This window comes from Caballeronia sp. LZ008, from assembly GCF_031451435.1.
Taxonomy (GTDB): Bacteria; Pseudomonadota; Gammaproteobacteria; order Burkholderiales; family Burkholderiaceae; genus Caballeronia; species Caballeronia zhejiangensis.
On the sequence record NZ_JARUXK010000003.1, the window covers coordinates 203393 to 222676 of the forward strand.

Sequence of the window (19284 nt, forward strand, 5' to 3'; positions counted from 1 at the left end):
ATCGCCTTGACGGAGATGATCGAGAGGCCATCGCTCGGCGGTGCGCCTCGCACCTTGAGATAGTAGTTCTGCCTGCCCGTGATCCAGCGCGCGAGGGCGGTGGATCGCTTTGCTTGTGCTTCCATTGCGTGATCCGTGCGAAATCGGGGATGTCAGGCGGAATGCCTGACGATCGGCCGAGAGTTGACACTGACCACGACTTTTAGATGGACATCACAGTGAGCGCAAGGAGACTTATCTGAATACAAGTAAGGACTCCGTCGACCAAGCGGTCCATCGACCGTCGTTACTCGCTCGACTGCGCAAGCCCACCCCTCACCACCGCGCCTGCGCCGTCCCCGGCGGCGCCGATTCCCTCGCATACCCCGCCGGCGTCCGCGCAAGTTGCGCGCTCGGCCGCACCGCCATCAACGCACCGAATCCCGATTCATACCGCTCCATATACGGCGCGAGATCCGGCTTTGCGATAGCGAACCCGCCGTCCACACGCCCGAGCCCGCGCAACCAATGTCCCGTCTGCGCGAGCGAAACCTCCACATGCCAGCTTCCGCCCTCACGCTGCTGCTTCCACAGCGCCGCCGCCGCGCCGAACGCCATCAAAAATCCGCTCGCCATGTCGAGCATCTGCATCGGCAAGACGCGCGGCTTGCTCTCGCCGGCTGCTTCTCCCTCCGCCGCGTTGAAGCCCATCGCGGTCTGCACGAGCGAATCGAAACCGCGTCGCGCGGCCCACGGTCCCTCGGCGCCATACGCGCTCAACGACGTATAAACGATGCCCGGCCGATGCCGCGCCACTTCATCCGGCCCGAATCCCAGCGACGCGATCCCGCCCGGCCGATACCCCTGCGCGAACACATGCGCGTCATCGATGAGATGCCAGAGCGTCTCGCGATCCGAAGGCGACCGAAGATCGAGCAGCGCCGATCGTTTTCCGCGGCTCGTATCCGCGATAGCCGGAATATTCGGCAGATGCGGTCCGTTCACGAGCATCACGTCCGCGCCGAACGCGGCGAGCGCGCGCCCGCCGACCGGCCCCGCGAGAATGCGCGTGAAATCGAGCACGCGCAGGCCATCGAGCGGACGCGCATCCGCCGATAAAGAAGGCAACGCAAGCGCGGGCGCATCGCCGATACGCGTGATCGTCATCAACGGCTGCACGGCGATAGCCTGGCCCTGCGGCGTCGCATCCCATTCGTCGAACGTCCGCAGCATCGTCACGACGAGACCGCGCTCCGCCGCCGCGTTCTCGTAGTCGCCCGCGCGCCACGAAAGCAGCGCGCGTTCGGCGTCCTCACGCGTCGCGGTGCGCGGATCGAGCCCGAGTAGACGCAGCGCGCCATCCTGATGATGTTCGAAGTTCGCATGAATCCGCACGTAGCCATCGGCGCATCGATAGAGACCGGAGAAGCGTCCCCATGTCTCCGGCTCCTTGCCGTCCACCGTGAACGCGCCGGTGCATTCGACCGCCGCGTGCGTCATGTCGACGGACACGCGCTGCCGCTCCACGCCGCGCGCGAAACCAAGCTCGCACGCCGCGAGCGCCGCCGCGCCGATGGTCGCCTGCGCCGCCGTGCCGACAGCGAAACTGGAAGGGAAAACCGGATCGCGACCCGGAAGGTCGATGAAAGAAAGCGCATCGTCGGGCAAGCCGGCGATGCGCCATAGGCTGCGCAGCGTATCGAGAGAGGAAGTCATGTCGGGCGCTCCTGAGTCGATGGAGCGCCCATTATCACGCCATATGCGTCATTGACGCCGCGTCGCCAGCTCCGCGCCCTGACGCAGCGCTTCGAGCATGCTGCCTTCATCGGCGATGCCCTTGCCCGCGATATCGAACGCCGTGCCGTGATCGACCGACGTGCGGATCACATCCAGACCGACGGTCACGTTCACGCCCGCTTCGAGACCGAGCACCTTCACCGGACCGTGACCCTGATCGTGATACATCGCGACGACGAGATCGAAGTCGCCACGCCCCGCGCGATAGAACAGCGTATCGGCGGGCAGCGGGCCGGTCACATCGAGGCCGCGTTCCTGCAAGAGCTTCACCGCGGGAATGATCTTTTCCTCTTCCTCGCCGTAACCGAACAGACCGTTCTCGCCCGCGTGCGGATTGATCCCGCACACGCCGATGCGCGGCTTCGCGATGCCCGCCTTCACGAGCGTCGCGTTGCCGCGCTCGATCGTGCGTTGCACGAGACCCGGCTCGATCTTGCGGATCGCATCGATGATGCCGATATGCGTCGTCACGTGAATCACGCGCAATTGCGGCGCGACGAGCATCATCGACACTTCTTCCACGCCCGTCAGATGCGCGAGCATTTCCGTGTGGCCCGGAAACTTGTGGCCGCCCGCGTGCAGCGCTTCCTTGTTGAGCGGCGCGGTGCAGATCGCGTCGATCTGATTCGCCTGCGCCAGTTCCACGGCGCGCGCGATGTACTGGTAAGCCGCATCGCCCGCAACGGCCGACAGTTCGCCGAAGGGCAGGTCGTCGGGGATGAGACCGAGGTCGATGCAGTCGATCACGCCCGGCTCGTAGCGCGCTTCGGTCGCGTCCTTGATGCGCCGCACCGTCGCTTTGCCGCCGACGATTTCGTTGGCGCGTTCGAGACGCCGCGCATCGCCGATCACGAGCGGACGGCACTGCTTGTAGACCGCGTCGTGCGCGAGGCTCTTGACGACGACTTCCGGTCCGACGCCGCTTGCGTCGCCCATCGTGATGCCGATTACGGGGAGATAGTTGCTCATGATTTTCGTCTGGTGATGTCTGTTTTCAACGCGCTTCAACGCGCGATGGGAATATCCGCGCCGCGCAAATGCAGGTACGCGCCGAGCAGCGCGTGCTCGCTGCCGAACGCGCCGGCCTTGGTGACGACCGACGGCCCTTTGCCGTTCGATGGCCGTCCGAGCGCGACGCCCGCTTCGATTTCGCGCACGAGTTCGAGGCTGCCGACGTTCGCGGCGGCGAGCATCGCGCGCGCCGTTTCGCCGCCGGTCGCGATCAGCCCGCCGAGCGCATCGAAATGCGGCGCGACGAGCGCGGCGAGCGCGTTCGACAAGCGCGCGCCCTCGGCGGGATCGAACGCGTCGTCGCGGCCGATTCGCACGATCGCGTCTTCCTTGCCGCGCACCGCGTCGCCGATGCGCGCGCTCCACGTCTGCCATTGCGGATGACGCGCGCCGTCGCGCAACACGGCGGGCGGCACGATCATTTCGCACACGCCGGCTTCGGCGCACAGCAGCGCGCATTGACGTTCGGAGATGGCCGACAGGCTGCCGACGAGCGCGAGAATCGGGCCTTGCGCCGGTTCGATAATGCTCGCCGACTGCGTGGAAGCGTCGGTATCGAAGAGATCGGGCAGCGCGGCGAGTTCGCGGGCGAGTCCGCCGGAGCCGACCCAGAAGAACGGCTCATCGACGGAAGCGCTCACGCGTGCGAGCGATGCGAGATCGTCGCTGGTTTCGGCATCGACGATGATCGCGTCGATGCCATTGCCCGACGCCGCCGCCGACGCGATCATCAGCGCGACTTCCTGCGGCGCGGCGCGGAACGCATCGAGCGGAACATGCGCGGCGCGCAGGCCGACCGCGTCCAGCAACTCGCGCAAGCCGGCATGCTGCCCGGCGTGTTCGAGCTGCCACGTTTCCGTGTCTTCGAGCGGCACGCCGCGCACGAACACGCGCGCATCGCGCACCGTGCGGCCCGTCGCGGGAAACGCGGGCGTGACGATCGCCGGACCGGCGACGCGCGTCAGCGCCGCGACTTCGGCGGCCCAGTTGCCGCGCAACGTCGAATCGATCTTCTTGTAGAGACGCCGGCCCGGCGCGCGCAACGCGTGCCACGCGTCGGCCGTGCGCTTCGCGGCGTCGGCGGGCGCGAGGCGGCGCGTGTCGGTGTCGGCGGCGACGACGGTCGCGTTCGCGTCCGATGCGCCCGCGTCGAGCGACACGACCGTCTTGCGGCCCGCCGCCGCGAACGCGATCGCGCAATCGGCCGCGCCCGACAGATCGTCGGCGACGATCAGCAAACTCTTCATTGCGTGGCCCCCCGAGCCTTCGCGGACGAACCCGCACCGCGCCGAGCGTTCACGCGTTTCGCGATGGATGCGGTCAATATCGGCGACACGATCGCCGTCACGACGACGCACGCCGCGACGAGCAGCGTCGCCGACTTGGCCGCCTCGTTGTACACCGGATTCGCCGCCGCGATCAGCGCCGGAACGGCCGCCGCGTTGCCCGCGGTGTTCGCTGCCGCCGCGCCCGCCACGCCCGTGCCGCCCGTCAGACGATCCGCGAAATAGAGCGGAATGCCCGTCACGATGACGACCGCGAAACCCAGTCCGATGCCGAGCAAACCGGCTTGCCAGACCTTGTGCAGGTCGAGGCTCGCGCCGAGCGCCAGCGCGAAGAACGGAATCATCACCGGGACGGCGCGGCCGAGAAACTCGCGCATCTCGCGATCGAGATTGCCGAGCAGCATGCCGACCGCGAGCGGCAGAATGCTGCCGACGAGCGTCGGCCACGGAAACGCGGACAAACCGGCGACGCCGAGCGTGACCATCGTCAGGAACGGGCCCGATTCGAGCGACATGATCGTGTACGCGCCCACGTCTTCCGAGCGGCCGTACTGGCCCATCAGCGCCATGTAGAGGCCGCCGTTGGTGTCGTTCATCGCGGCGACGACGGCGAGCGTCGAAATGCCCGCGAACAGTCCCGATGAAATCGGCTGCTCGCCCAGGAAATGCCCGAGCACGATGCCCGCGATGATTGCCGTGCCGACCTTCGTCACGAACAGCGCGCCGCCTTTCTTCAGCAGATAAGGCGTCGCCTTCACGTCGATGCTGGCGCCCATGCATACGTAGAACACCGCGAGAATCGGCAGCGCGCCGGTGAAGAGCGCGTTCGTGAACGAGCCGAAGAACTTCGGCATGCCCGGCATGAACGTCGCGATCAGCGAGCCGATGAGCAACGGGACGATCATCATCCCGCCAGGAACGCGCTCGACGGCGCGCTTGATGTGAAGTTGAGCCATGAAGTCTCCTGAGTGGTCTTTGTCCGATTCGATCATCGATTGATCGAATCGATCAAATCGCAGTGTAGTCCTCCCGTTTGTTTTGCGCAATTTGGTCGTTCTAGGCGTTTACTCTGATCGATGTCGATCATTCCGACTGCTCGAATGACCAAATCGATCAAAATATCGGCCGTGCGCTCGACACGAACCGCGAGCATTCGACGGACCCGGCCGGTTCGCTACACTGTGCGTCGCCGCCAGAACCGTCAAAAGAAAGGAACAGGATGAAAGTCGAGAAACGCCGCGAAGCCATGTTGAAGGCCGTGCTCTCCGGCATGAACGATGTCGCCGCGCTGTGCGAGCACTTCGGCATGTCGGAGGCGACGGTGCGCCGCGACCTGCGCGCGCTCGCCGACGAACGGCGCATCGTGCGCACGTATGGCGGCGCGGCGTCGGTCGGGATGCACGAGCCGGAAGAATCGCTCGATACGCGGCGCGAGAGCTATCGCGAGCAGAAGGAAGCGATCGCGCGCGCGGCGGCGCGTCACGTTCAGGACGGCGACACGATCTTTCTCGACGGCGGCACGACGACCGCCGCGCTCGCGCGCTGCCTCGCCGGGCGCACCGAGATTCACGTCGTGACGAACAATCTGCTGGCGGTGAACACGCTCGCGGCGGCGGATGTGCGCGTGACGCTGATCGGCGGCGACGTGCGGCCATCGAGCATGAGCACGCTCGGACCGATCGCGCAGGTGGCGCTCACGCGCGTCACGTTCGACAAGGCGTTTCTCGGCGCGGATGGTGTCGTCGCGGGCCGCGGGCTGTGCGAAGCGACGGCGGAGCAGGCGTTTCTGAAGGAATGCATCGCGGGCCAGGCGGCGGGCGTGTTCGTGCTCGTCACGTCGAACAAGCTGGAGCGCGCGAATCAGCAGCACTGGACGCCGCTGGAACGCAACTGGACGCTCGTCACCGATGCATGGGCCGAAGCGCCGGTGCTCGCGCGCTTCGAAGAGCGGGGGAATGTGACGGTGGAGACGGCGCAGGTTACGTCGAAAGAATCGTGACCAGCGCGACGGCGGAATCGCCTGCGAGCTGACCGCCGTTATGCTCGGCGAGCGCGACTTTCGCGCCTGGCCGTTGCCGCGCGCCCGCCCGGCCGCGCAACTGCTGCGTCAACTCGACGATCTGCGCGAGCCCGGTCGCGCCGACCGGATGACCGCGCGAAAGCAATCCGCCGTTCGGCCGAAAGCGACGGCGGCGAGGGCAATCGCGGGCGCCGCGCCGGCGATGCGCGTCGACGAATTTCTCGACGACAGCGATTTCCTCGCCGACGTGCTCTCGTCCGCGCGATGCGAACGGCAGGTTCTGGCCGTGCTGAAGCAGCCATATCCGCTGACGAAAACGCCCGCGCGCGTGCGCGCCGTGCCGGGCGCGCCGCAACGCGTCAGACGCGCCCCGCCAGCGCCAGCACGCGCTCCAGCTCCGGAAGATCTACCGGCTTGACGAGATGCGCGTCGAAACCGGCGGCGCGCGTGCGGGCCATGTCCTCGTCGGAGCCGAGGCCCGTCATCGCCGCGACGATGACGTGCTTGCCATCGTCACGCATGCAGCGGATCACGTCGAAACCCGTCAGGCCGGGCATCGACAGATCGAGCAGCACGACCTGCGGCCGCGCCGCTTCGAACGATTCGAGCGCGTGCGACCCGTCGTAGGCGGCGCGCGCGTTGTGGCCGAGCATGTCGACGAGCAGCGTCATGCTGTCGGCGGAATCGCGATTGTCGTCGACGACGAGCACATCGAGCTGACGTCCCGCCGTAGCGGCCGGCGTGCCGCTCGCAGGCGTGCCGCGCGCGGGCGGCTCGGCGAGCGGCAGCCACAGCGAGAACGCGCTGCCTCGTCCGGCGCCGCCGCTTTTCGCCTCGACGTGGCCGCCGTGCAGTTCCGCGATCGCGCGCACGAGCGTGAGGCCGATGCCGAGCCCGCCTTCGTCGGCATGCGCGCCCGGCGGATGCTCCTGCACGAACAGATCGAACACGGTGCCGAGCGCTTCGGGCGAGATGCCGCGGCCTTCGTCGATGACGCGCACCAGCACCGTGCCCCCGCGCGGGCCGACTTCGAGCGTGATGGTCGAGCCGTGCGGGCTGAATTTCGACGCGTTGTTGAGCAGATTGTTGAGCGCCTGCACGAGCCGCGTCGGATCGCCGTTGACGAAAAGCGGCTGGCCGCTGTCCTGAATGTCGATGCGCTGTCCGCGCTCGTCGAACGATGGCTGGCTCGCCTCGACGCTCAGGTGCACGACATCCGCGATATCGACGATGTCCGTCGAAAGACGGATCTTGCCCGAGCTGACGCGCCCCGCTTCGAGCAGATCGTCGACGAGCTTCGTCAGATGCGCGAGCTGGCGGTCGACGATCTGACGGCTGCGGATCACGTCGGCGTCGTCGGACGATTTCAGCTTGAGGATGCTGACCGCGTTGCGGATCGGCGCGAGCGGATTGCGCAACTCGTGGCCGAGCAGCGCGAGGAACTCGTTCATGCGCCGGCTCGACGCTTCGAGTTCTTCGAGACGCCGCCGCGCGGTCATGTCGCGCGTGATCTTGACGAAGCCTTGCGCGCCGCCGTTCTTGTTGGGCAGCGCGCTCAGCATGACGTGCGCCCAGAACTCGGTGCCGTCCTTGCGAACGTGCCAGTCCTCGTGTTCGACGCGGCCGCGCTTCGCGGCGAGCGCGAGATCGTCGGTCGGACGGTCGCGGCCGTGTTCGTCCGAGGTGTAGAAAAGCGCGAAATGCCGGCCGATCGCTTCGGCCGCCGTGAAGCCGTAGATCTCGCGCGCGCCTTCGTTCCACGAGCGCACGTAGCCGTTCTGGTCGAGCATGCAGATCGCGTAGTCGCTCACCGAATCGATGAGCAGGCGCAGCCGTTCGTTCGCCTCGTTCGCGACGTGCCGGTCGGTGATGTCGTGCACGAAGCACGCGAACTGGCGCTGGCCTTCGTACCAGACTTCGCTGATCGTCAGCTCGGCGGCGAACTCGCTGCCGTCGCGGCGCAGCGCGGGCAACTCGACGCGCGTGTTGATGATGCGCGCCTCGCCCGTCGCGAGATAGCGCGTGAGGCCCGTGCGGTGTGCGTCGCGAAAGCGTTCCGGCACGATGAACGACGCGAGTTCCCGGCCCGCGACTTCGCGATGTTTCCAGCCGAAAAGCACGCTCGCGGCCTCGTTCCATTCGACGACCATGCCGGCTTCGTCCATCGATACGAATGCGACGTGCGCGTTGTCGAGCACGGTCTGACGGCGGCGCAGGGCGTCGGCGAGCTTCTTCTCGTATTCGATGCGCAGCGACGACTCGACGGAGAGATCCGCGGCGACGCTGGCTTTCTCCCGCAGCAGCGCGCGATTTTCCTGCGCGATCTCCTCGCGCGCGATGGTTTCCGCGATGCACGCGCAAAACGCATCGAGGATGCTGATGTCCGAATGTCCGAAATAGTCGACTTCACCGGAGATGAGCTTCAGCACGGCGACCGAGCGGCCTTCGTAGACGACGGGCGCGACGACCATCGACACGGCGCCGACGGCTTTGCACGCCGCGCGGTCGACGCGATGATCCGTCGCCGAATTGCGGCAGATGAGCGCTTGCTGGCGCGTGATGCAAAGCCCGGACAGACTGCCGGCCGTGGGCAGCCGCACGCCGATGTGCGCCGCCGCCTTGCCGCTTGCCGCGCGGTAGTGGAGCGTGTCGCCCTCGATCCATTCCACGACGGCGGACGCGACGCCCGCGACTTCTCTCAGCGTGTCAGTGACTTTCTGCAGATAAGCGTTAAGCGGGAGCCGCGAATGGGCGAGGCTGGCGAACGTGGCGAACCATCGCTGGAAATGCGCCTGACGCGTATGTTCCGCCTTGATTTTCTTTTCCGGTGTCGACGCCTCGTATTGAGTCCGCATAGGGTATTTCCAATCGATGGATTCGCGATCTTCGAGTCGCGGAGATATCGGGTTTTTTGCGACGGATTAATCGCTCAATTGGAACACAAATACGGCCGCAATCGTTTGCTGTTCGAGAAGATTTTTAGAGGCTTGGGCCGCCGATGAAGCGCGTCGGGGCGGCATGCCGGGGATTATTGACTGGATCGTAAGGCGTTATGGGCATAAGTACGACAAATGACCGGTTGCGCATTCGCGGATTTATTGCGTGAGTATTAATTCCGTGCCGATGGGCGGATGGCGGTAAATTCGGCTTGCTTTCTTTCGCGCGTTCGGATTTGCGATGCGGGAATGTACCCCTCGCGGCGGATGGTTTATTTCGTTATCCGGAAAATGCGGTTCGCGGAATTGGTTTATTGGGCGATTATTACGCTATTGCTTTTGCGGTTGCTTCAGATTCAATACGCATACCTCGCCACGACTTCCGCGACGCGCCCCAACGCGTCGCCCAACGTCGCCACATCCACCGATCCCAGCGCCAGCCGCAGCGCATGCGGCACCTGCGCCGCCGTGCAAAACGGCTCGGCCGTCGATACCGAAATCCGCTCTTCCATCAGCGCCGCCGCGATGCGATCCGCGCGCACTTCCTCGGGCATCGGCAGCCACAGAAAGTACGACGCCGGATGCGTCACGCGCTTCAAACGCCCCAACGCACGCGCCGCGATGAGTTGGCGCATCGACGCATCCGCGCGCTTTTCCGCTTCGAGTCTCTCGACCGTGCCGTCCGCGAGCCAGCCGCACGCGATGGCCGTCATGACGCCCGGCGTGTTCCACGTCGTCACGCGGATGGCGCGCTCGATCTTCGGCACCCATTCGGATGGCGCGACGACATAGCCGACACGCAGTCCCGTCGCCACGTTCTTCGAAAAGCCGCATACGTACACCGTCAGTTCCGGCGCGATCGCGGCGAGCGGCGGCGGCGCGTCATCGGCGAGGAAGGCATAGGCCGCATCCTCGATGATGAAAAAGCCATGCCTGCGCGCAAGCGCTGCCAGTTGCCTGCGCCGCGTCGCCGTCATCACCCAGCCGAGCGGATTGTGCAGCGTCGGCATCGTGTAGACCGCGCGCACGCGGCGCCGCTTGCACAACGCCTCGAGCGCGTCGGGATCGGGGCCCGTGCCCGATGCGCGTATCGGCGCGAGTTCGATCCGGTGCGCGTCGGCGAGCAGCTTGAAGCCGGGATAGGTCAGCGTATCGACCGCGACCACATCGCCGGGTTTCAAGAGCGCCGTGACCGTCGTGGCGAGGCCGTGCTGCGCGCCATCGACGAGCATCACGCGATCCGCGCTCACATCGAGACCACGGCGCGCGAGATGACGCGCGACCGTCGCCCGATCGCGTGCGCGTCCGCCATGCGGCTGATAGCGCAACAGCGCTTCCAGATCGCCCGCCGATGACAACTGCCGCAACGCACTGCGCAACAGTTCCGCCTGGCCGGCGAGCGTGGGGTAGTTGAAGTTGAGGTCGACCATGTCCGCGGCGATCGCGACCTGATCGATGCCGAGCGCTCGAGAAAGCGTCGTTTCCTTCACGAACGTACCGCGTCCCGTTTCGCCGCTGACGAGTCCCATCGCGTTCAGTTCGGCATACACGCGCGTCGCGGTCACGATGCCGAGCCGCTCGCGCGCGGCCAGCTCGCGATGCGTCGGCAGACGCGTGCCGGGCTTGAGGCGGCCGGAACGAATGTCATCGACGAACCTGTCGACGATCTGCTTGTAGCGCGGTGGTTTCGGCATGAGCGCCCATTCCCGATGTATCCATGACAATTGTTTGATTGTATTCGTCTCGCGCCGTAGCATGCACTCATGCGTTCCATGCGATGAAAGGAGAACAACATGCATATCGCCATTCTCACGTTCGACGGCTTCAACGAACTCGACTCACTGATCGCGCTCGGCATTCTCAATCGCGTGAAAAAGCCTGGCTGGAAGGTGTCGATTGCATGTCCATCGGACGAAGCGCGTTCGATGAACGGCGTCGTGCTCAAAGCACAAGCCACGCTCGAAGACGCCGCGCAGGCCGATGCCGTGATCGTCGGCAGCGGCATGCTCACGCGCGAAGTCGTCGCGGATCAATCGCTGATGGCGCGCATCAGGCTCGATCCCGCGCGTCAGTTGCTGGCGGCGCAATGCTCGGGCACGCTCGTCCTCGCGAAGCTCGGACTTCTTCGGGACGTCCCCGCCTGCACCGATCTGACGACCAAGCCGTGGGTCGAGGAAGCGGGCGTGCGCACGCTCGATCAGCCGTTCGTCGCAAACGGCAATGTCGCGACGGCGGGTGGGTGCCTCGCATCGCAATATCTCGCGGCGTGGGTGATCGCGCGGTTCGAAGGCGTCGAAGCGGCGCGCAGTGCAATGCATTACGTCGCGCCCGTCGGCGAAAAGGAAGCCTACGTCGAGCGCGCGATGAAAAACATCGCGCCTTACATCGACGTCGCCTGGCTCGCCTGAGCGGCGAAAAATCGTGCACTGCAAAGCCCGTCGCATTGCGCGCGGCGGGCTTTTTCATGCTGCACACGCGCAAAGAAAACCGCCTGTACAAAGCAGTAAACGCTTCGGGAAAGTCCCTACGGAAACATCAGACGTCTGATGTATATTTCATGGACTGTCATCCGAGAGAGCCTCATGCGACTGAGCGTCGAGCGATCGATGAGCGACAAGATCCAGGAGTCGCTCCTCACGATGATCCGCGAGCGCAAGCTCAAGCCCGGCGACCAGATTCCCACTGAAATAGAGCTTTGCGAGCTGCTCGGCGTCGGACGGTCGAGCTTGCGCGAAGCGGTCGCGCAGATGATCTCGCATGGCTTGCTGTCGCGTCAGCAAGGCAAGGGCACCTTCATCAGACAAATTTCGCTGAAGCTGCACGGCGGACTCGATGATCTGATGTCGGTGACGGACATGATTCGCAGCGTGGGCGCAGTGCCATCGACGAGTCGCATCCACACGGACACCGTCGCCGCATCGGAAAGTCTCGCGGAAAAGCTCGCGATCAGGCCCGGCGATCCATGCGTGCGAATCGAGCGCGTGCGGCGCGCGGACGACGCCATCGCCGCGTATTGCATCGACACGATCCCGAAGCGCGTGTTCGATGCGGCCGAAGGCGATCTGGGCGAATCGCTTTTCGGCATGTTCGAGCGCACGGGACGGCGGCTGTCGCATACACATACGTCGATACAGTCGACCATTCTCACGCCGCGCGATCTGCCCGAACTGGGCGACGGTTTCGGTCTGTTTCTGCTGCTGGACGAAGTGGATTTCGATCAGAGCGGCGAGCCGCTTTGCTATAGCAACGACTACTACAACACGAGCATCTTCAAGTTCGATCTGGTGCGCAAGCGTCGCTGACTGCGATGCGCGCACGGGCAACATCGGAGGAGACACCGATGGAGTTTGAAGCTTTCACCGCGCAGGAACTCGCTGCCTATCTCGGCGGCGTGCCCGACGTGCGCGCCTTGCTGGGCGAGCCCGACGATCTCGAAGTCGTCGAAGTCGGCGATGGCAATCTGAACTATGTGTACTTCGTGACCAACGCGAAGACGCCGCAGCGCAGTGTCGTCGTCAAGCAGGCGCCGCCGTTCCTGCGGCTCGTCGGCAAGACGTGGCCGCTTTCATGTCAGCGCATGGAGCATGAAGTCGCGGCGTTGCGGCGCTTCGGCGCGCTGTGTCCGCAGCATGTGCCGAAGGTTTATCACGCCGACAGCAAGCGCTTTCTGATGGTGATGCAGCATCTCGCGTCGCATCGCATTCTGCGTCAAGGTCTGATGGATGGCACGACGTATCCGCGTCTCGCGAATCATCTGTCGAGCTATCTCGCGCATACGCTGTTCTACGGCTCCGATCTCTTTCTCGCGCCCGATATCAAGAAGCAGGCCGCGAGCGCCGCGGTCAACTCGGAGTTATGCAAGATCACCGAGGATCTCGTCTTCACGTATCCGTTCGAGGATCATCCGTCGAACATGTATAGCCCCGCCTTGCCGAAGGCCGCGATCGAAAGGTTGCGAACGCACGAGCCTTTGCGCATCGCGGCCGCCGACATGAAGTGGGCGTTCATGAATCACGCCGAGACCTTGCTGCATGGCGATCTGCATACCGGCTCGATCATGGTCAACGAAGACGAAACCTTCGTGATCGATCCGGAGTTCGCGTTCTATGGACCGATGGGCTTCGACGTCGGCGCGCTCATCGCGAATCTGCTGCTCGCATATTTCTCGCGCGACTGGCACGGCCGCATCGACGGACGCGATCCCGTCGCGTATCAGGAATGGCTGCTCGAACAGATGACGCGCATCTGGACCGGCTTCAGCGCGCAGTTCCTCGAACTGTGGCGCGATCACGAGAGCCGCAGCAAGCGGCGCTTCATCGGCGGGCAAGCGGAAAGCCGCGCGCTCAGCGCGTATCGCGCGCATTTCATGCGGCGTTTGCTCGCGGATACGCTGGGCTTCGCGGGCTGCAAGATGATTCGCCGCATCGTCGGCATGGCGAAGGTGGCGGAGATCACGCGCATTCCGGATGCCGAGGCGCGCGCGCGTATCGAAGTGCGTTGCCTGCGTTGCGCGGAAGCGTTGCTCGTTGGACGCGCGACGTTTGGCGATATCGAACAGGTCGCGATGCTCGCGCGCGAAATTCAGCGCGACACCGCGACGATGTGACAGGAGACTTCATGGCTTCGCAGCCCTTGTTCAGCACGCTTCCCCCGACGATCGAATGGCGCGACGGCGATCTGCTGCTGCTCGATCAGACGCGTCTGCCGCATGAGATCGTCGTGGAGAACATCGCCGACGTGAAAGCGGTATGGCGCGCCATCCGCGAGTTGCGCGTGCGCGGGGCGCCGGCTATCGGCGTGGCGGCGGCGTACGGGCTTTGCATCGCGATGCGTGATTCGACGACGCTTCCGGTCGCGCTGTATCGCGCGGAGCTGGAACGTCATGCGAACTGGCTCGAAACGGCGCGGCCTACCGCGGTGAACCTGAGCTGGGGCGTGCGGCGCATGCTGCGTCACGCACGCGATATCGACGCGAAAGATAGCGCGACGCTTCACGCGGCGCTCGTCGAAGAAGCGAAGCGAATCCACGATGAAGATCGCGCGCTGTGCGAAGGCATTGGCGAGCATGGCATGCCGTTGATACGGGAAGGCATCGGCGTGCTCACGCACTGCAATGCGGGCGCGCTCGCGACGACGGGCATCGGCACGGCCACCGCGCCGATCTATGCGGCGCGTCGCGCGGGCCTCGCGTTCAAGGTCTACGCCGATGAAACGCGTCCGCTTCTGCAAGGCGCGCGGCTTACCGCGTTCGAACTGCAGCAGGCGGGCGTCGACGTCACGCTCATCATGGATAGCGCGGCCGCATCGATCATGTCGCAAGGGCTCGTCGATCTCGTGATCGTCGGGACGGATCGCGTCGCGGCGAACGGCGATTTCGCCAACAAGATCGGCACGCTCGGACTTGCCATCGCTGCGAATCACTACGGCATTCCGTTCTATGTCGCGTGTCCTTCATCGACGCTCGATCTGCAAACGGCAAGCGGATCGCGCATCGAAATCGAAGAGCGCGACGCCGAGGAAATCACGCATCTCGCCGGACGACGCATCGCGCCCGATGCGATGCAGGCGCGCAATCCCGCGTTCGACGTGACGCCGCATGCGCTCGTCAGCGGCTTCATCACGGAACGCGGCATCGTGCGCGCGCCGTTCGAGCGCTCGTTGCGCACGCTGTTCGACGCAGAGGGGACCGCCGCATGATCGCGGCCGATGAAAGCGCGTTGCGCCGCGCGATCGTCGATACGTCGCTCGAAATGGAGCGGCTCGGCATCAATCAGGGCACATCGGGCAATGTGAGCGCGCGGTATCGCGATGGCTTTCTTGTCACGCCGAGCGGCGTGTCGGCGCGCGAGCTCGACGAGCAGCAGATCGTTTGGCTGCCGCTCGACGTTACCGACGATGCGGACATTCTTCGCATCGCACGGCCGTCGTCGGAATGGCGCATTCATCGCGACATCCTGCGCGCGCGTGACGATATTCATGCGGTCGTGCATACGCATTCGATCGCCGCGACCGCGCTCGCCATTCATGGCCGCGACATTCCCGCGCTGCATTACATGGTCGCGGCGGCGGGCGGCAAGTCGATACGTTGCGCGCCTTATGCGATCTTCGTCAGCCAGGCATTGTCGGATCACGCGCTTGCCGCGCTGGACGAGCGTCGCGCATGTCTGCTCGCGCATCATGGCGTGATCGCGCTCGGCACCGATCTCTCGCGCGCCGTGTGGCTCGCGCATGAAGTGGAAGTGCTCGCGAAGCAATATCTGCTGGCGTTGCAGATCGGCGCACCGCCTTTGCTTTCCGATCAACAGATGGAAGAAGTGCTGGAGAAGTTCAAGACATACGGCAAGCGCAATACGGAGGATCGCTGATACGCGCGTGACGGGAAGCGATGCCTCATCGCAAGAACAAATCGCATTGAACAACTCGTACAACGGAGACAGTCATGGCCTGGAGCTCGGCAAGATTCGACAGTTGGGGAACGTTCGGCAAATCCACGGGCGCGGCGTTGCTCTGCGCGGCGGCCGCGTTGAGCGGATGCTCGAAGAGCGACAACTCGTCGTCGACAAGCAGCACCAACGCGGCATCGGGCGCGAACGCGGCGGCTAGCGCGCCGGCGAGTGCGCCGGCCGCAACCTCGGCGGGCGGCAAGACGAAGATCGGCTTTTCGATCGCGACTTTGAACAACGCGTTTTTCGTCGGATTGAAGGCGGGCGTGGAGCGCGGCGCGAAGGATCAGGGCTTCGAGCTCGTGCAGACCAACGCGAACGGCGACGCGCAGCAGCAGGTCAACGATGCGATCAATCTGCTGAGTCAGGGCGTGACGGCGCTCGTGCTGAATCCGATCGATTCGAAGGCGATCATTCCCGCTGTCGAGAAAGCCAACTCGATGAACATACCCGTCTTCACGCTCGATCGCGGATCGGATGGCGGCAAGGTCACGTCCTTCGTTGCATCGGATAACGTCGCGCTCGGGCAGACGGGAGCGAAGTGGATCGCCGAGCAACTGAAGAAGCGCTATGGCGAAGAGAAGGGCAACGTGGTCGACCTGATCGGTCTTGTCGGCACGACCGCCGCGACGGATCGCGAAAAGGGCTTCAGCGAAGAGATCGCGAAGTATCCGAACATCAAGGTCGTCGCGCGTCAGGAAGGCGCGTTCGACCAGGAGAAGTCGCTCAACGCGATGACGAGCATCCTGCAGAAATTCCCGCAGATCGATGCGGTGTTCGGCGCCAACGATGACAACACGGTGGGCGCGGAAAAGGCCATCGACAATGCGGGCCGCTACAAGCCGCTGGGCGACAAGGAGCACATTCTCGTGATCGGCGCGGACGGCACCGCGCAGGCGCTGTCCGCGATTCGCGCGGGCAAGCAGGATGCGACGATCTCGCAGAACCCGATCCAGATGGCGGCGAAGTCGCTGCAGTTCATCGCGGATTACAACGCGAAGAAGGACGTGCCCGCGAACTATGCGTGGCCGACGATGCTCATCGACAAGTCGAACATCGATTCGGACGAAGTGAAGAAGTACGGCCTGTGGTCCGAGGAAGTGAAGCAGTAAGGCCAACCGGAACGCGCGACATGACAGTCGAAACGGCAGCACTCGCGCACACGGCTTCGCACGCGGCGAAGCCGTTGTTGCACATGCAGGGCATCGTCAAGAGCTTCCCCGGCGTGAAGGCGCTGCGTGGCGTGAGCCTGGAGTTGCAGGCGGGTCACGTGATGGCGATCGTCGGCGAGAACGGGGCGGGCAAGTCGTCGCTCGTGAAGGTGTTGTCGGGCGCATATGAACCCGACGAAGGCACGATCGAGATCGACGGCATGCCGCTCGCGCGTGGCACGAATGCGGCAATCGATGCGGGCGTGGCCGTCATTTATCAGGAGCTTTCGCTCATCAACGACATGACGGTCGCCGAAAATCTGTTCCTCGGCCGCATGCCTTCGCGCAACGGCTTCGTGATGATGCGCGAGGCGAACACGATGGCGCGCGAAGCGCTCGCGCGCGTCGGCCTCGACAACGTGCCGCCGTGGATGCGGCTCGGCGATCTGCCGTTGAACAAGCGGCAACTCGTCGAAGTGGCGAAGGCGATTGCACGCGATGCGCGCATCCTCGTGATGGACGAACCGACTGCCGCGCTGCAAAGCCACGACATCGAGAATCTGTATGCGGTCGTGCGCCGCCTGCGCGCGGAAGGCATGGGCATCATCTTCATCTCGCATCATCTGGAGGAGGTGTTCGAGCTTGCGGATTCCGCTGTCGTGATGCGCGATGGCGCGACCGTCGGCGCGCGCCCGATGTCCGCATGGACCGAAGCCGATCTCGTGCAGGCGATGGTCGCGCGCAATCTCGAATCGTTCTATCCGTGGGAGCCGCGCGAGTATGGTCCGGTCGTGCTCGAAGTGCGCAATCTCGCGAGCGCGCCGCTTCTGCGCAATGCGAGCTTCACGGTGCGCGCGGGCGAGATCGTCGGCATTGCGGGCATCGCGGGTGCGGGGCGCACCGAGCTGCTGAAGACGATCTTCGGCGCGTTGCCGGTGACGAGCGGCGAGATCCTCGTCAAGGGGAAGAAGGTCAGCAATCATTCGCCGACGCAAGGCGTGCGTCATGGGCTTGTCTATACGTCGGAGGATCGCAAGCTCGAAGGGCTGGTGCTGGAGGCGAATATCGAAGAGAACGTCGCGTTGTCGAGCCTCAAGGCGCTGGCGAGCGGCGGCTTCGTGAGCCGCGCGAAGAAGCGCAGGCTCGCGCAGGAAGCGAGTGCGCGCTTCGGCGTGCGTGCGTCTTCGGTGTTGCAGATCACGGGAACGCTTTCGGGCGGCAATCAGCAGAAGGTGATTCTTGGCCGCGCGACGGCGACGAGTCCGGTCGTCATCATGCTCGATGAACCGACGCGCGGCATCGACGTGGGCGCGAAGTCGGAGATCTACGCGCACATGGTGACGATGGCGCGCGCGGGCGCGGCGGTCGTCATGGTGAGTTCGGAGCTGCCGGAGTTGCTGGGCATGTCGGATCGCGTGCTGGTGATGTATCGCGGCAGCATCGTGACCGAGATCGCGCGCGACAAGGCGGATTCGGAAACGGTCATTCAGTGGGCAACGACAGGAGCAGGCGCATGACCTCCACGGCAGCCGATCGTTCGGATACGGAGGCGCTGTCGCGCCGTGTGATCCGTCAGTTGAGGAGCGGCATCGGACCTTTGTTCGCGGCGCTCGTCATCATCTGTATTGCGTTGTCGATTGCATCGCCCGAGTTTCTTACGACGAGCACGCTGACCAACATCATGGTGCAGGTGTCTGTCGTCGGCATCGCGGCGGTGGGCGGGACGTTCGTCATCATCACGTCCGGCATCGATCTTTCTGTCGGATCGCTCGTTGCGTTGAGCGGGATGGTCGCGGCGACCGTCATGGCGGGGTCGAGTCCGGGCGCGGTCGGATTGGGCGTTGCGGGGTTGTGCGTGGCGCTCGCGGTGGGCGCGTTCGCGGGCGCGCTGAATGGGCTCGTGATTTCGTGGCTGAGGCTCGTGCCGTTCATCGTCACGCTTGCCGCGATGGCCATGGCGCGTGGCCTGACGCTCGCCATTTCCGATGGCCGCACCAAGTTCGATTTTCCTGACGCGTTCACGATGTTCGGTGCGAAGACCGTTGCTGGCTTGCCTATGCCGATGGTCGTGATGCTCGTCGTGTTCGTCGTTGGACATGTGTTGCTGCGCAAGACGACGTTCGGGCATCAGGTGTTCGCCGTCGGCGGGAATCAGGAAGCGGCGCGGCTTGCCGGGATTCCGGTTCGACGCGTGGTGTTTTTCACTTACATGCTTGCCGGTGCGACGGCGGCGATTGCAGGCATCGTGCTCGCCGGGCGGTTGAATTCCGCTTTGCCTTCGGCGGCTAATGGGCTGGAGTTGCAGGTTATCGCGGCTATTGTGATTGGGGGGACTTCGCTGGCGGGCGGGCGTGGGTCCATCGTCGGGACTTTTATCGGTGTCGTGCTGATTGGGGTCATCAATGTTGGGCTCTCTCTTCTTGGGGTGAATCCGTTCTGGACGCAGTTCATTCAAGGCGGTGTCATCTTCGCCGCGGTCTTGCTCGATGCGCTTAGTCAGCGGAGAAAGGTTTGATGGTTTCTGCTTTTTATCGCCGGATCCCGCTGTCGTGTCGGTCTATTAGCGTTGCCCCTGTGCGGGGCGGCAGTCACTTTCTTTGCTGCTGCAAAGAAAGCAACTGTATTGAGCGTCAAGGGTTGAGTTGGTAAGGATCATGGTTT

The 19284-nt window shown here is 64.5% G+C and carries 15 protein-coding genes and 1 pseudogene; 9 read left to right on the forward strand and 7 right to left on the reverse strand.

Annotated elements, in window-relative coordinates; translation table 11 throughout:
* Positions 1–315: 315 nt before the first annotated feature.
* The 4 genes from QCE49_RS20075 to QCE49_RS20090 are packed head-to-tail and all read right to left on the reverse strand — an operon-like array spanning position 316 to position 5029.
* Positions 316–1695, reverse strand: a complete 1380-nt coding sequence (locus QCE49_RS20075) for a CoA transferase (protein WP_250460664.1) — start codon at positions 1693–1695, stop codon at positions 316–318.
* Positions 1696–1743: 48 nt separating this feature from the next.
* Complete coding sequence (gene pdxA, locus QCE49_RS20080) at positions 1744–2745, reverse strand: 4-hydroxythreonine-4-phosphate dehydrogenase PdxA (protein ID WP_008347439.1); 1002 nt, start codon at positions 2743–2745, stop codon at positions 1744–1746.
* A gap of 35 nt (positions 2746–2780) precedes the next feature.
* Positions 2781–4034 (reverse strand): four-carbon acid sugar kinase family protein, encoded by a 1254-nt coding sequence (locus QCE49_RS20085; RefSeq protein WP_250460662.1) that lies wholly within the window; start codon positions 4032–4034, stop codon positions 2781–2783.
* On the reverse strand, positions 4031–5029 hold the full coding sequence (locus tag QCE49_RS20090) for a 2-keto-3-deoxygluconate permease (protein ID WP_250460660.1): 999 nt from the start codon (positions 5027–5029) through the stop codon (positions 4031–4033). Before QCE49_RS20090 ends, QCE49_RS20085 begins: the two co-directional genes overlap by 4 nt.
* Positions 5030–5292: 263 nt before the next feature.
* Here QCE49_RS20090 and QCE49_RS20095 point away from each other — a divergent pair, with 263 nt between their 5' ends.
* The gene (locus tag QCE49_RS20095) at positions 5293–6072 is read left to right on the forward strand and encodes a DeoR/GlpR family DNA-binding transcription regulator (protein ID WP_008347445.1); all 780 of its coding nucleotides are present in this window, start codon (positions 5293–5295) and stop codon (positions 6070–6072) included.
* Here the strand turns inward: QCE49_RS20095 and QCE49_RS20100 are convergent.
* The 3 genes and pseudogenes from QCE49_RS20100 to QCE49_RS20110 all read right to left on the reverse strand — a co-directional run.
* A pseudogene (locus QCE49_RS20100) lies at positions 6053–6250 on the reverse strand (thiolase C-terminal domain-containing protein); the annotation flags it as partial. The gene QCE49_RS20095 and the pseudogene QCE49_RS20100 overlap by 20 nt on opposite strands.
* Before the next feature lie 202 nt (positions 6251–6452).
* On the reverse strand, positions 6453–8948 hold the full coding sequence (locus QCE49_RS20105) for a PAS domain S-box protein (protein ID WP_250460658.1): 2496 nt from the start codon (positions 8946–8948) through the stop codon (positions 6453–6455).
* Between the two features lie 437 nt (positions 8949–9385).
* Positions 9386–10723, reverse strand: coding sequence for a PLP-dependent aminotransferase family protein (locus QCE49_RS20110; protein ID WP_250460656.1), 1338 nt, complete (start codon positions 10721–10723; stop codon positions 9386–9388).
* Positions 10724–10822: 99 nt separating this feature from the next.
* On the opposite strand from QCE49_RS20110, the gene QCE49_RS20115 reads away from it, so the two are divergent.
* From QCE49_RS20115 to QCE49_RS20150, 8 genes are all read left to right on the forward strand, one after another.
* The gene (locus tag QCE49_RS20115; RefSeq protein WP_250460653.1) at positions 10823–11437 is read left to right on the forward strand and encodes a DJ-1/PfpI family protein; all 615 of its coding nucleotides are present in this window, start codon (positions 10823–10825) and stop codon (positions 11435–11437) included.
* A 198-nt stretch (positions 11438–11635) separates the two neighbouring features.
* Complete coding sequence (locus tag QCE49_RS20120) at positions 11636–12331, forward strand: GntR family transcriptional regulator (RefSeq protein ID WP_250460651.1); 696 nt, start codon at positions 11636–11638, stop codon at positions 12329–12331.
* Between the two features lie 38 nt (positions 12332–12369).
* Positions 12370–13635, forward strand: a complete 1266-nt coding sequence (mtnK, locus tag QCE49_RS20125) for an S-methyl-5-thioribose kinase (RefSeq protein ID WP_250460649.1) — start codon at positions 12370–12372, stop codon at positions 13633–13635.
* Between the two features lie 11 nt (positions 13636–13646).
* Positions 13647–14726, forward strand: coding sequence for an S-methyl-5-thioribose-1-phosphate isomerase (mtnA, locus tag QCE49_RS20130; protein ID WP_175983268.1), 1080 nt, complete (start codon positions 13647–13649; stop codon positions 14724–14726).
* On the forward strand, positions 14723–15394 hold the full coding sequence (locus QCE49_RS20135) for an L-fuculose-phosphate aldolase (RefSeq protein WP_309806352.1): 672 nt from the start codon (positions 14723–14725) through the stop codon (positions 15392–15394). The genes mtnA and QCE49_RS20135 overlap by 4 nt, the downstream gene beginning before the upstream one ends.
* A gap of 74 nt (positions 15395–15468) precedes the next feature.
* Positions 15469–16584, forward strand: a complete 1116-nt coding sequence (locus QCE49_RS20140) for a sugar ABC transporter substrate-binding protein (RefSeq protein WP_008347464.1) — start codon at positions 15469–15471, stop codon at positions 16582–16584.
* A gap of 20 nt (positions 16585–16604) precedes the next feature.
* A complete protein-coding gene (locus tag QCE49_RS20145) occupies positions 16605–18140 on the forward strand; it encodes a sugar ABC transporter ATP-binding protein (protein ID WP_250460647.1) in 1536 nt (511 codons plus the stop codon).
* Positions 18137–19138, forward strand: a complete 1002-nt coding sequence (locus QCE49_RS20150) for an ABC transporter permease (RefSeq protein WP_175983266.1) — start codon at positions 18137–18139, stop codon at positions 19136–19138. The genes QCE49_RS20145 and QCE49_RS20150 overlap by 4 nt, the downstream gene beginning before the upstream one ends.
* Positions 19139–19284: the final 146 nt, after the last annotated feature.

Excerpts from the sequence above, each read along its gene's own strand:
- QCE49_RS20075 (WP_250460664.1), bottom strand. The coding sequence starts at position 1,695 with ATGACTTCCTCTCTCGATACGCTGCGCAGCCTATGGCGCATCGCCGGC.
- pdxA (WP_008347439.1), bottom strand. The coding sequence starts at position 2,745 with ATGAGCAACTATCTCCCCGTAATCGGCATCACGATGGGCGACGCAAGC.
- QCE49_RS20085 (WP_250460662.1), bottom strand. The coding sequence starts at position 4,034 with ATGAAGAGTTTGCTGATCGTCGCCGACGATCTGTCGGGCGCGGCCGAT.
- QCE49_RS20090 (WP_250460660.1), bottom strand. The coding sequence starts at position 5,029 with ATGGCTCAACTTCACATCAAGCGCGCCGTCGAGCGCGTTCCTGGCGGG.
- QCE49_RS20095 (WP_008347445.1), top strand. The coding sequence starts at position 5,293 with ATGAAAGTCGAGAAACGCCGCGAAGCCATGTTGAAGGCCGTGCTCTCC.
- QCE49_RS20105 (WP_250460658.1), bottom strand. The coding sequence starts at position 8,948 with ATGCGGACTCAATACGAGGCGTCGACACCGGAAAAGAAAATCAAGGCG.
- QCE49_RS20110 (WP_250460656.1), bottom strand. The coding sequence starts at position 10,723 with ATGCCGAAACCACCGCGCTACAAGCAGATCGTCGACAGGTTCGTCGAT.
- QCE49_RS20115 (WP_250460653.1), top strand. The coding sequence starts at position 10,823 with ATGCATATCGCCATTCTCACGTTCGACGGCTTCAACGAACTCGACTCA.
- QCE49_RS20120 (WP_250460651.1), top strand. The coding sequence starts at position 11,636 with ATGAGCGACAAGATCCAGGAGTCGCTCCTCACGATGATCCGCGAGCGC.
- mtnK (WP_250460649.1), top strand. The coding sequence starts at position 12,370 with ATGGAGTTTGAAGCTTTCACCGCGCAGGAACTCGCTGCCTATCTCGGC.
- mtnA (WP_175983268.1), top strand. The coding sequence starts at position 13,647 with ATGGCTTCGCAGCCCTTGTTCAGCACGCTTCCCCCGACGATCGAATGG.
- QCE49_RS20135 (WP_309806352.1), top strand. The coding sequence starts at position 14,723 with ATGATCGCGGCCGATGAAAGCGCGTTGCGCCGCGCGATCGTCGATACG.
- QCE49_RS20140 (WP_008347464.1), top strand. The coding sequence starts at position 15,469 with ATGGCCTGGAGCTCGGCAAGATTCGACAGTTGGGGAACGTTCGGCAAA.
- QCE49_RS20145 (WP_250460647.1), top strand. The coding sequence starts at position 16,605 with ATGACAGTCGAAACGGCAGCACTCGCGCACACGGCTTCGCACGCGGCG.
- QCE49_RS20150 (WP_175983266.1), top strand. The coding sequence starts at position 18,137 with ATGACCTCCACGGCAGCCGATCGTTCGGATACGGAGGCGCTGTCGCGC.